Annotated in this window: 9 protein-coding genes; all 9 read left to right on the top strand. The window is 64.5% G+C overall.

Translation table 11 applies throughout. The features are described from left to right. The first annotated feature begins 11 nt into the window (after positions 1-11). The 9 genes from RFM40_RS21295 (at position 12) to RFM40_RS21255 (ending at position 12352) form a co-directional block, all read left to right on the top strand. On the top strand, positions 12-1046 hold the full coding sequence (locus tag RFM40_RS21295) for an amino acid ABC transporter substrate-binding protein (RefSeq protein WP_320225286.1): 1035 nt from the start codon (positions 12-14) through the stop codon (positions 1044-1046). 137 nt (positions 1047-1183) lie between these two features. Then, positions 1184-2347, top strand: coding sequence for an ABC transporter permease subunit (locus RFM40_RS21290; RefSeq protein WP_320225285.1), 1164 nt, complete (start codon positions 1184-1186; stop codon positions 2345-2347). Between the two features lie 3 nt (positions 2348-2350). Further along, positions 2351-3430 (top strand): amino acid ABC transporter permease, encoded by a 1080-nt coding sequence (locus tag RFM40_RS21285; protein ID WP_320225284.1) that lies wholly within the window; start codon positions 2351-2353, stop codon positions 3428-3430. Between the two features lie 13 nt (positions 3431-3443). After that, a complete protein-coding gene (locus RFM40_RS21280) occupies positions 3444-4199 on the top strand; it encodes an amino acid ABC transporter ATP-binding protein (protein ID WP_320225283.1) in 756 nt (251 codons plus the stop codon). Between the two features lie 53 nt (positions 4200-4252). Continuing rightward, complete coding sequence (locus RFM40_RS21275; protein WP_320225282.1) at positions 4253-5659, top strand: FAD-binding oxidoreductase; 1407 nt, start codon at positions 4253-4255, stop codon at positions 5657-5659. Between the two features lie 114 nt (positions 5660-5773). Then, positions 5774-7444: a thiamine pyrophosphate-binding protein gene (locus tag RFM40_RS21270; RefSeq protein WP_320225281.1), complete on the top strand. Its 1671-nt coding sequence runs from the start codon at positions 5774-5776 to the stop codon at positions 7442-7444. Continuing rightward, complete coding sequence (locus tag RFM40_RS21265; protein WP_320225280.1) at positions 7441-9537, top strand: hydantoinase/oxoprolinase family protein; 2097 nt, start codon at positions 7441-7443, stop codon at positions 9535-9537. The genes RFM40_RS21270 and RFM40_RS21265 overlap by 4 nt, the downstream gene beginning before the upstream one ends. Then, positions 9534-11150, top strand: coding sequence for a hydantoinase B/oxoprolinase family protein (locus RFM40_RS21260; RefSeq protein ID WP_320225279.1), 1617 nt, complete (start codon positions 9534-9536; stop codon positions 11148-11150). The genes RFM40_RS21265 and RFM40_RS21260 overlap by 4 nt, the downstream gene beginning before the upstream one ends. Then, complete coding sequence (locus RFM40_RS21255; RefSeq protein ID WP_320225278.1) at positions 11150-12352, top strand: pyridoxal phosphate-dependent aminotransferase; 1203 nt, start codon at positions 11150-11152, stop codon at positions 12350-12352. Before RFM40_RS21260 ends, RFM40_RS21255 begins: the two co-directional genes overlap by 1 nt.

The following is a 12352-nucleotide window of genomic DNA, read 5'->3' as shown; positions in this document are numbered from 1 at the left end:
GAGACAACAACATGAAAATGATGAAATGGGGGGCTGCCGCCTTGGCCCTTGGCCTGGTGCATTTCGCGGTGCCTGCGGAAGCGGCGGGCGGCAAGACGCTGGAGACCGTGAAGGCGCGCGGCGTGCTGAACTGCACCGGCCATGACGGCTCCTATCTCGGCTTTGCCGAGGTGGACGACAAGGGCAACTGGAAGGGCATGGACATCGACCTCTGCAAAGCGGTGGCGACCGCCGTGTTCGGCGATCCGGCAAAGCTGAAAATCGTGCCGATCAGCTGGGCGCAGCGCTGGCCGTCGCTCCAGTCGGGCGATGTCGACATCATCATCAAGGCCTCGGGCGGCACGCTCAGCCGCGACACCGAACTCGGCCTGCAATTTTCCATGTCCTATTACCTCGGCACGACCAAGGTAATGGCGCACAAGGAGCTCAACCTGAAGTCGCTCAAGGACGCCAATGGCGGCACGATCTGCATCCCCGCCGGCACCTCGCAGGAACAGCAGGTTGCCGCCTATGCCCAGAAGCTCGGTATTAAGCTCGAGCCCGTGCTCATCGAAAAGACGGAAGAGCTCGAACAGGCTTACTTCTCCGGCCGCTGCGATCTCTATGCGCAGTGGGGACCGACGCTCGCCATTGCCCGCATCGCCAAGAGCAAGGTCGAAGACCATGTGATCCTGCCCGACGTGCTCGCGGTCGAGCCCGAAGTCATGATCATGCGGCAGGGCGACGACAACTGGGTCGACATCGCCAACTGGACGCTCAGCGCCCTGATCTTCGCCGAGCAGGAAGGCATCACCTCCAAGAATGTCGACGAGATCAAGGCCAAGCCGACCTCGCCGCAGGTGGCGAAATTCCTCGGCGCCACGCCGGGCATGGGCAAGGGTCTCGGTCTCGCCGACGACTGGGCCTACAACGTGATCAAGAAGGTCGGCAATTACGGCGAGATCTTCGAGCGCGATCTCGGCAAGGACTCGCCCTACAAGATGGATCGCGAGCTCACCAACCTGTGGAACAATGGCGGCGTCGTGTTCCCACTGGTGATCGACTGATCCGCCTAAGCATTTGCAGCCAAATGAAATCGATTTGGCGCCGCAGAAATGCGACCAAGCAAAATTGAACGCATCCCGCTCTTGGCTCTGCCTGGCTCTTGCCAGGCGGAGCTGGCGCCAATTCGGGAAAGACGCTGATGATCAGCCTGCTGAGAGATCAGAGGGTACGCAACACGCTGTTGCAGGTTCTTTACGTCGGCTCGCTGGTCGCGATGATCCTTGCCTGCGTGATGATCGCAAGGCGGAACCTGGCGGAGCAAGGGATAACCTCGGGGTTCGACTTCCTGTTCAAGTCGACCGGCTGGGACGTGAACTTCTCGCTCCTGCCCGCCACAGCCAATGATCCCTACTGGTGGTATTTCCTCATTGGCATCATCAACACGCTGTTCCTCGGAACCACCGGGCTGATCCTGGCGACGATCGTCGGCACGATCATCGGTCTGGCGCGCACCTCTTCGAATGAATTGGCGCGGCTGCTCGGCCGCACCTATGTAGACATCTTCCGCAACATCCCGCTGATCCTCCAGGTTTTCTTCTGGTACGCCGTCATTACGCATCTGCCGACGCCGCGCGCCGCGCATGAGGCCTTTGGCATTCTGCTGACCAGCCGCGGCCTTTACGTGCCGGTCCCCAACGTCGGCGGTCTGGCGCTGGCGGCGACCGCTATGGCGGTGATCGCGGCGATCGCGCTTCCAGTCTGGCTCGGACGGACATCACGCCTCAGCCGGCCTGTCGGCGAGCGCCTTGGCGTTCAATTCGCCGGTGTCGCGGCGGCGCTGGCCTGCGCGGTCATCATCCTGACGGCCGGCCGCCTGCCCGACCTGCCGCCGCTCGATTTCCCTGCCCTGCAAGGCCTCAACCTCAAGGGCGGCTTGCGCATTCCGCCGGAGTTTTCCGCTTTGGCCATCGCCATCGCCATCTATGGCGGCTCCTACATCGCCGAGATCGTGCGCGGCGGCTTCAAGGCGGTCGGCAAGGGTCAGATGGAGGCGGCGCTCTCGCTTGGCCTTAGCCCTTGGCGGGTCTTCACGCTGGTGCGGTTGCCACTGGCGCTGCGCGCCATGCTGCCGATCCTCGCCAACCAGTATGTCTGGCTGATGAAGGCGACGACCATGGGCATCGCGGTGGGCTTCACCGACTTCTTCATGATCGTGGCGCTGACCATCAACCATTCCGGCCAGACGCTGGAAGCGATCGGCATCCTGATGGCGGGATTCCTTGCCATCAACCTCAGCCTTGCCGCGGTCTTCAATCGCATCAACAAAGCCATTGCCCTCAAGGGCAATCAGTTGAGGGGGTGAGAGATGGAGATGGTCGTTATCGCTCCCCCTGCCCCGGGGAAGATCAAGGACCTGAAGCGGCGCTTCTTTGCGACGCCGCTTCAGGCTCTGTTGTCGCTGATATCGGTGGCGATCATGGCTTTCGTCGTCTGGAAGCTGCTCGACTGGGCGGTCTTCTCTGCCGTGTTCACGACCAGCGGCGGGCCCGAGGCATGCCAGGTGGCGGCGGGAGCCTGCTGGTCGGTCATCGCTGCAAGGTGGCGCATCATTCTCTTCGGCCTCTATCCCTTCGAGGAGCAATGGCGTTCGGCGTTGGCCTGTGTGGCCGTGGTGGTGATGACGGTGCTGAGCTGCATTCCAGCCTTCTGGACGGGCCGCCGCATCGCGCTCGTCTGGGGGGCAGGGACAGTCCTCTATTACGTGTTGATGAAAGGCGGCGTGCTTGGCCTGCCTTATGTCGGCGAGGAAGCCTGGGGCGGGCTGGCGCTCACCCTCTTCATCTTCGTGACCACCTGCCTGATCGGCTTCCCGCTGGCGATCTGCCTGGCGCTGCTGCGCCGGTCGGACCTGCCGTGGATTTCCAGGACCACCGGTCTCATCATCGACGGGGTCCGCTCGCTGCCGCTGATCTCGATCCTGTTCACCTTCGCCGTCGTCCTGCCCTTCGCGCTGCCGCAATGGCTGCTAGGCGACAAGCTCTACCGGGTGATCATCGGCTCCGCCCTGTTCTTCTCCGCCTATCAGGCGGAGATCGTCAGGGGCGGCATGCAAGGCGTTCCGAAGGGACAGGAAGAGGCCGCCATGGCTCTCGGCATGAGCTACTGGCAGCGCATCGGCCGCATCCTTCTGCCGCAGGCCATGCGCAACGCATTGCCGGCAACGATCAACCAGTTCGTCATCTCGTTCAAGGAAACCTCGCTGGTGGTGATCGTCGGCTTCTTCGAGATCCTGGCTTCGGGCAACGCCGCCTACGGCACCGGCGAATGGCGCTTCGCCTATGTCGAGGTCTATGCCTTCATCGCCATGATTTATTTCGTCTTCGTCTTCAGCCTGTCCCGCTATGGCGCTTTCCTCGAGCGACGCATGTCGGCCGGCGAACGATAGGAGAGACCCGCAAATGAACTCGACGCAGTCATCCGGCGCCGCCGTGCGCATCGAAAACCTCGACAAATACTATGGGACGTTCCATGCGCTGCGGAAGATAAACCTGTCCGTGCAGCGGGGCGAAAAGATCGTCGTCTGCGGCCCCTCCGGTTCCGGCAAGTCGACCATGATCCGCTGCATCAACCGGCTCGAGCAGCACAATGGCGGCCGCATCACCGTGCTCGGCACCGAGCTCAACGACGATGTCGGGAACATCGACGGGATCAGGCGCGAAGTCGGCATGGTGTTCCAGCACTTCAACCTGTTTCCGCACATGAGCGTGCTGGAGAACTGCATGATCGCGCCGATGATCGTGCGCAAGCGGCCGCGTGCGGAAGCAGAGGCGACCGCCCGGCGCTATCTTGAGAAGGTCCGCATTCCCGAGCAGGCGATGAAGTTTCCCGGCCAGCTCTCCGGCGGCCAGCAGCAACGTGTGGCGATTGCGCGCGCCCTTTGCATGCAGCCGCAGATCATGCTGTTCGACGAGCCGACCTCGGCACTCGATCCGGAAATGATCGCCGAGGTGCTGGACGTCATGGTCACGCTTGCCTCGGAAGGCATGACGATGATCTGCGTCACCCACGAGATGGGCTTCGCGCGCCGCGTCGCCGACCGGGTGATTTTCATGGACGGCGGCGAGATCGTCGAGGAAGCGCCGCCGGAGGAATTCTTCATCTCTTGCCGGAACGAGCGCGCGCGGCAATTCCTGTCGCAGGTCCTGGGTCATTGAGCCGGGCGCCGCTGCTGTCTATACGCGGCGTGCCACACATTGCAGGTATCCCAATGACCGACCCCGTCGCCACTCTGAGTGAGATTCTCGGACCGAAAGGCTGGCTTTCGGGCACTGACGCCGAGCCCTACCAGCGCGACTGGCTGAACCGATATGGTGTCGCCCCGCTGGGCGTTGCCAGGCCCGCGAGCACGGCTGAAGTAGCGGCGGTCGTCAAGGCGTGCCGAGAGGCGGGTGTGGCGGTGATCCCGCAAGGCGGCAACACAGGCCTGTGCGGCGGCGCCGTCGCCGATCGGCCGAACGCCGTGATCGTCTCGCTTTCGCGCATGACGGCGATCGGCGAACCGGATCCGGAGAGCGGGTCGATCGCGGTTGACGCGGGCGTCGTGCTCGCCGCGCTGCATGAGGCGCTGGAGCCGCATGGCCTGATGTTTCCGATGCATCTCGGCGCCGAAGGCAGCGCCAGGATCGGCGGCCTGATCGGCACCAACGGCGGCGGCAGCCAGGCGTTCCGATACGGGATGATGCAGGATCTTGTGCTTGGTCTCGAGGTCGTGACGCCGGACGGCGCAGTGTGGGACGGGCTGCGCGCGGTGCAGAAAGACAATGCCGGCTACCAGTTGCGCAAGCTTTACTGCGGCGCGGAAGGCACGCTGGGCGTCGTGACGCGCGCGGTGTTGCGGCTCTATCCCAAGCCAAAGCAGCAGGCGAGCGCGCTGCTGGTCATGTCCGACTTCGCCGCCGCCGTGTCGTTCGGCGCCTATCTTCGCGGCGAGGCCGGAGAGTTCATCGCCGGGCTCGAATTCTTCTCCGATGTCGGCCTGGCGCTGGCGCTCAAGCACCTGCCCGACCTCGCCTATCAGCTGGAGACACGCGGCGACGTCTACCTGCTCGTCGAGCTGGCCTCGGGTTCGCCGCGGGTGCCGCTGGACGAGATTCTGAACTCGGCGCTGGAATGGGGCATGGAGCAAGGCCTGGTCGTGGACGGCGCGCTGGCCAATTCGGGCGCGCAGCGGGCGCAATTCTGGCGTCTGCGCGAAGAGCAGCCCGAGGGGCAGCGGCTGGAAGGCGAGCAGTTGAAGCACGACATCTCCGTGCCGCCGGGCGCGATCGCCCGCTTCATCGAGGCCGGCGCAAAGATCTGTGACGACATCCTATCGGGCGTGCGGATCAACCCGTTCGGGCATCTCGGCGACGGCAACATCCACTACAATCTGTCGCCGCCGGAAGGTCGCGCCGATTTCGACGGCAAGGCCGGAGAGTTCGCCGAGGCGCTGGCTGCGCTTGCCACCGAAATGGGCGGCAGCTTCGCGGCCGAGCATGGGCTTGGCCGCGCCAAGATCGCCATGGCCGACCGGACCAGGGGTGTACGGGAGCGGGAGCTCATGGCGCGGCTGAAGGCTGCGTTCGATCCGTCGGACACGATGAATCCCGGCGTTCTGGTGCGTTCGCCAGAGTAAAGAAAAACTTTCGATTAGACCGCATTTCTTGATTTCGCCGCGGTCCGCCAGCGTGCAGGTATAGATCGAAGGGCAGGCTCGGTCCGCTTGCCGACACAGCGGGGTGTTCGAAGCATGATGCGCAATGGCGGTCGCCTTCTTGTCGAGTGCCTGATCGCGCTCGGCGCGACCAAGAGCTTCGGCGTTCCTGGCGAAAGCTATCTGGCCGTTCTCGACGCGCTGCACGACACCCACGGCAAACTGGATTACGTGCTCTGCCGCAACGAAGGCGGCGCAGCCTTCATGGCCTCGGCCTTTGGCAAGCTGACCGGCACGCCGGGCATCTGCTTCGTCACCCGCGGCCCGGGAGTGACCAACGCCAGCATCGGCGTGCATACGGCCATGCAGGACTCGTCGCCGATGATCCTGTTCGTCGGCCAGGTCGGCACCGACATGAAGGGCCGCGAAGCCTTCCAGGAGATCGACTACCGGGCGGTGTACGGGACCGTTGCCAAATGGGCGGTCGAGATCGACGACGTCTCGCGCCTGCCCGAGATCGTGGCGCGGGCCTGGACCACCGCTCTGACCGGACGGCCTGGCCCGGTCGTTGTCGCGCTGCCGGAAGACATGCTGACCACGATGACCGAAGCTGCGCCACTCAGCGGCCCGGCGGCGATCTTCGAAGCCGCGCCGGCACAGGATGCGATCGCATCGGCGCTCACGCTGCTGGCGGCTGCCGAGAGGCCGGTCCTGCTCATGGGCGGCACGAACTGGACGGCGGACGGACGTGCTGCGCTTCAGGCCTTCGCCGAAGCCTCCGACATCCCGGTCATCGCCGCCTTCCGCTACCAGGACCAGTTCGACAACCACTCGCCGGTCTTCGTCGGCGAGGCCGGCGTCGGCATGGTGCCGCATGTGAAGAACCTGATCCGCGACGCCGACGTGATCCTGGCCGTCAATGTCCGTTTCGGCGAAATGACGACGGACGGCTACACGCTGCTCTCGGTGCCGGTGCCGCGCCAGAAGCTGATCCATGTCCATGGCTCCGACCGCGAGATCGGCAAGATCTATGTGCCCGCGATTGGCATCCATGCCGGCCCGAATGCCTTCGCTAAGGCATTGACCCCTGTCAAAGGCGCCTGGGCCGACTGGCGCGCGGCTGGGCGCAAAGCCTATGAGGGCGCCTTCGCAGCTCCCGTCCAGCCCGGTCCAGTCGACATGGTCGCGGTCAGCGCCTGGCTGCGCGAGACCCTGCCCGCCGACATCATCCTCACCAATGGCGCCGGCAATTTCACCGTATGGCCGAACAAATTCTTCAAGTTCGGACGCCAAGCGCGGCTGCTCGCTCCGCAATCCGGCGCCATGGGCTACGGCCTGCCGGCCGCGATCGCAGCGAAGGTCGCCTACCCGCAGCGCACCGTCGTCTGCTTCGCCGGTGACGGCGACTTCCAGATGAATTGCCAGGAACTCGGAACCGCCATGCAGGCGGGCGCGCAGCCGATCGTGCTGATCATCAACAACGGCATCTACGGCACCATCCGCGCACATCAGGAGCGCAACTATCCGGCCCGCGTCTCCGGAACATCGCTCGAAAATCCGGATTTCGTGACGCTGGCAAAGGCCTACGGTTTCCACGCCGAGCGGGTCGAATCCACCGGAGATTTTGCGGCGGCGTTCGAGCGGGCGCTGAAGTCCGAAACAGGCGCCGTGCTCGACATCGCCATCTCGCCCGAAGCGCTCACGCCCCGGCAGACCCTCTCCCAGATGCGCGACGCCGCGCTCGCTTCCCAGAAGGCCAAGGCATGACCTCCAGAACTGACGACATTCGTCTCGGCGCGGACATCGGCGGCACCTTCACCGACATCGCCCTCGACGTCAGAGGAACGATGTTTTCGACCAAGGTGCTGACCAACTATTCGGCGCCCGAACAGGCGATCCTCGACGGCATCGCCATCGTCATCCGCGATGCTGGAATTTCTCCGGCTGAAATCGGCATCATCATCCACGGCACGACGCTCGCGACCAACGCGCTCATCGAGCGCCGTGGCGCCAAGACCGCGCTGGTCACGACGGAAGGGTTCCGCGACGTGATCGAGATGCGGACGGAAAACCGCTTCGAGCAATATGATCTCAACCTGCAGCTGCCGACGCCGCTCATCCCGCGCGAGGATCGCTTCACGGTCAAGGGTCGCATCGGCGCCGAAGGCCAGGAACTGCAGCCTCTCGACGAAGCCGCGCTCGAGGAAATCGCCGAACGGATCGCGGCCGGCGGCTTCGGCTCGGTGGCGATCGGCTTCATCCACGCCTACGCCAACCTCGACCATGAGCGCCGGGCGCGCAGGATCCTTGCTCGAAAACTCAGCATCCCGATTTCGATCAGCGCCGAAGTCTCGCCGCAGATGCGCGAATTCGAGCGTTTCAATACCGTCTGCGCCAACGCCTATGTACGACCGCAGATGGCCGACTACCTCGCCCGCCTGCAGACGCGGCTGAAGGACATGGGCGCCGACTGCCCGGTCTTCATGATCCATTCCGGCGGCGGCCTGATTTCGGTGGAAACCGCGTCGGAATTCCCGGTGCGGCTGGTCGAGTCCGGCCCGGCCGGCGGCGCCATCTTCGCCGCCGACATCGCCAGGCGCTTCGGTCTGGAAAAGGTCGTCTCCTACGACATGGGCGGAACCACCGCCAAGATCTGCCTGATCGAGGATTACGCGCCGCGCACCGCGAGAACCTTCGAAGTGGCGCGCACCTATCGCTTCTCCAAAGGCTCCGGCATGCCGATCTCCATCCCGGTGATCGAGATGATCGAGATCGGCGCCGGCGGCGGCTCCATCGCCTGGGTCGACGCCATGGGCCGCATCCAGACCGGGCCGGAAAGCGCCGGATCGGAACCAGGCCCCGCCTGCTACGGCCGCGGCGGCAGGCGCCCGGCCATCACCGATGCCGACCTGGTGCTCGGCAAGCTCGATCCCGACAATTTCGCCGGCGGCGCGATCAGGCTCGACACCTCCGCTTCCGAACAGGCCATCCTGCTCGATGTCGGCGAGCGACTTTCGTTGAATGCCATGTCGACGGCCTTCGGCATCTGCGAGGTGGTGGACGAGAACATGGCGAATGCCGCCCGCGTCCACGCCGTCGAGAACGGCAAGAATATTTCCGACAATCTGATGATCGCCTTCGGCGGCGCGGCCCCGCTGCACGCGGCCAGGCTGTGCGAAAAACTCGGCATCGATCAATGCATCGTGCCGCGAGGCGCCGGCGTCGGATCGGCGATCGGCTTCCTCAAGGCTCCGTTCGGTTACGAGGCGCTGGCTTCGAAGCTGACGCGCCTGTCGCGGTTCAAGCCGGGAGAGGTGAATACGCTGCTTGCCGAGCTCAAAAACTCCGCCGAGGGTTTCGTGCGCACCGGCGCCAGCGGTAAAATCGTCTGCGAGATCACCGCCTTCATGCGCTATGCCGGCCAGGGCTGGGAAATCCCGGTGCCGCTGGCCGACGAGCCGTTCGGCGACGACGCCGTCGCCAAGCTCAAGGAGCTGTTCGAGGAGAACTACCAGCGCTTCTTCGGCCGCGCCATCGAAGGGCTCGACGGGCTGGAGATCGAGATCGTCACCTGGTCGGTCAAGGCGACGGATGTTCGTCCCGCCGTTACGAGGCACGAGCTGACCACCGGCAAGAAGACGAGCGAACCGACCACGACGCGCGAGGTCTTCGATCCCGTCAGCGGCGCGCCGCGCAGCTATGGCATTGTCGAGCGCGACACACTCTGCACCGGCGACCGTGTTGCGGGCCCTGCCGTCATCGTCGAACGCGAAACGTCCACCGTCGTCACCACCAGCTTCGACGCCGTCGTCCAGAGCGACGGCGCAATCCTCCTGATCCGCAAAGGCAGTCAGGCATGAGCGATATTGGCGAAATCCGCATGCAGGTCATGTGGAACCGGTTGATCTCGGTAGTCGAGGAGCAGGCGCTCACCCTGCTGCGCACGGCCTTCTCGACCTCGGTGCGCGAATCCGGCGACCTTTCCGCCGGCGTGTTTGACCCGCGCGGCCAGATGCTGGCGCAGGCGGTGACCGGCACCCCCGGCCACGTCAACACCATGGCCGAAGCCGTGCTGCATTTCATGAACGAAATCCCGCGCGATCAAATGTTCGAGGGCGACACCTACGTCACCAACGATCCCTGGCAGGGCACGGGCCATCTGCACGACATCACCATGGTGTCGCCGTCTTTCCTGAACGGCGAGCTCGTGGCCTTCTTCGCCTGCACGGCGCATGTCGTCGATGTCGGCGGGCGCGGCTTCGGCGCCGACGGCAAGTCGGTCTATGAGGAAGGCCTCCAGATCCCGATCATGAAGTTCGCGGAAAAGGGCAATGTCAATCTCGATCTGGTCAGGATCCTGCGCGCCAATGTCCGTGAGCCTAACCAGGTCGTCGGCGACTTCTATTCGCTCGCCGCCTGCAATGAGGTCGGCCACCGACGGCTCGTCGACATGATGAAGGAGATCGGCCTGACTTCGCTCGACGGGCTCGGCGAGTTCATCTTCTCGCGCACCCGCGACGCCATGCTCGAACGCATCGAGGCGCTGCCCAAGGGAAGCTGGTCGAACGAGCTGGTGACCGACGGTTATGACGAGCCGGTCAAGCTCGCGGCCACGGTCTCGGTGCGCGACGACCATGTCGATGTCGATTTCACCGGCACCGACCCAATGAGCCGCTGGGGCATCAACTGTCCGATCATCTACAGCAAGGCCTATGCCTGCTATGCGCTGAAATGCATGGTGGCGCCCGACATCCCGAACAATGCCGCCTCGCTCGCCTTCTTCACCGTGTCGTCGCCGGTCAACATTCTGAACGCCGTGCGGCCGGCGCCGGTGGCGCTCAGACACATCTTCGGCCACATGGTTCCCGATCTGGTGCTGGGGGCGTTTTCCAAGGCGTTGCCCGGCAAGATTCTCGCCGAAGGCGCCGGCGCGCTGTGGAACATCCACATTTCGGCACGGCCTGTCGCCGGAGCATCAGGCCGCCGCGCCGAAGTGCTGATGTTCAACTCCGGCGGCATGGGCGCTCGCCCCGAGCTCGACGGATTGTCGGCGACGGCCTTCCCTTCAGGCGTGCACACGATGCCGATCGAGGCGACGGAGCACACCGGCCCGATCGTCATCTGGCGCAAGGAACTGCGGCCGAACTCCGGCGGCGACGGCGAATTCCGCGGCGGCCTCGGGCAGATCATCGAGATCGCGGCGACCGAAGGTCATGAGTTCGACTTCTCGGCCATGTTCGACCGCGTCAACCATCCTCCTCGCGGACGCGATGGCGGCAAGCCCGGCGTCGCCGGCGTGGTGAGGCTCGATGACGGCACGAAGATGCGCCCGAAGGGCTGGCAGCATGTGCCAGCAGGACGCCGGCTGATATTGGAGTTGCCGGGCGGCGGCGGCTATGGCGATCCGTTGAAGCGCAGCGCCGAAGCGCGAGCCAATGACCGATCCAAGGGATACATCTCGGAGAGCGAATGATGAGCTATATTGCCTCGCGCCTGTCGGTGGTGAAGCCTTCGGCTTCGATGGCGGCTTCGCAGGCCGCCAAGGCGCTTCGTGCCAGGGGCGTCGACGTGATCGACCTCGGACTGGGCGAGCCCGATTTCCCGACCCCGCTCCACATCATCGATGCCGCCCATTTCGCGGCAAAGGCCGGTCAGACGCTCTACACGGCGGCAGCGGGTACGGCCGAGGTGCGCGAGGCGGTGGCCGGCAAGTTCCGCCGCGAGAACGGGCTGGACTATACGGCCGACGATATTGTCGTCGCCAACGGCGCCAAGCAGATCATCTTCAACGCGCTGATGGCGACGCTGGAGACCGGCGACGAGGCGATCCTTCCGGCGCCCTACTTCGTCTCCTATCCCGAGATGGTGAAGCTGCTCGGCGGCACGCCAGTCGTCGTCGAGTGCCCGGAGACAACCGAATTCCGGCTGACGTCGGCTCTGCTGGAAAAGGCAATCACGCCAAGGACTAAGTGGCTTTTCCTCAACATGCCAGGCAACCCGTCCGGCGCGGTCTATTCGCAATCAGACCTCGAGGCGCTGGGCGCCGTGCTGGCAAAACATCCGCAGGTGCTTGTCCTCTCCGACGAGATCTACGAGCACATCCTGTTCGACGGACGCGAGTTCGTTTCCTTCGGCAAGGCGTGCCCCGAACTTAAGGACCGCACGCTCATCGTCAACGGCGTCTCGAAGTCCTACGCGATGACCGGCTGGCGTGTCGGCTATGCCGCTGGCCCTGCGCCGCTGGTCAAGGCGATGTCGACGATTCAGAGCCAGTCCTGCACTTCCGTGTGCTCGATCGCGCAGGCGGCCACGGTCGCCGCGCTCAACGGCCCGCAGGACGAGGTCGCGCGCTTCCGGCATGCCTTCGAGGCGCGTCGCGATCTGGTCGTGGACGGCATCCGCAAGATCAACGGGCTGACGCTGTCGCCGCCGGAAGGCGCCTTCTACGCCTATATCGGCTGCGCCGGCCTGATCGGCCGCAAGACACCCAAAGGTGTTACGCTGGAGGACGATGCGGCCGTGGCAAACTATCTTCTAAACGAAGGACGAGTGGCGTCGGTGCCGGGCGTCGCCTATGGACTGTCACCCTATTTCCGCATCTCGACGGCGACCGGCGAAGAGGTGCTGACCGAGGCGATCTCGCGGATCAACGCCGCCGTCGCGCAAGTGGAGTAA

Origin of the sequence: Mesorhizobium captivum (assembly GCF_033977165.1) — a bacterium.
GTDB classification, from domain to species: Bacteria; Pseudomonadota; Alphaproteobacteria; order Rhizobiales; family Rhizobiaceae; genus Mesorhizobium; species Mesorhizobium captivum.
The sequence above is the reverse complement of the archived record's forward strand: the minus strand, read 5'-3'. Positions and strand labels throughout refer to the sequence as shown.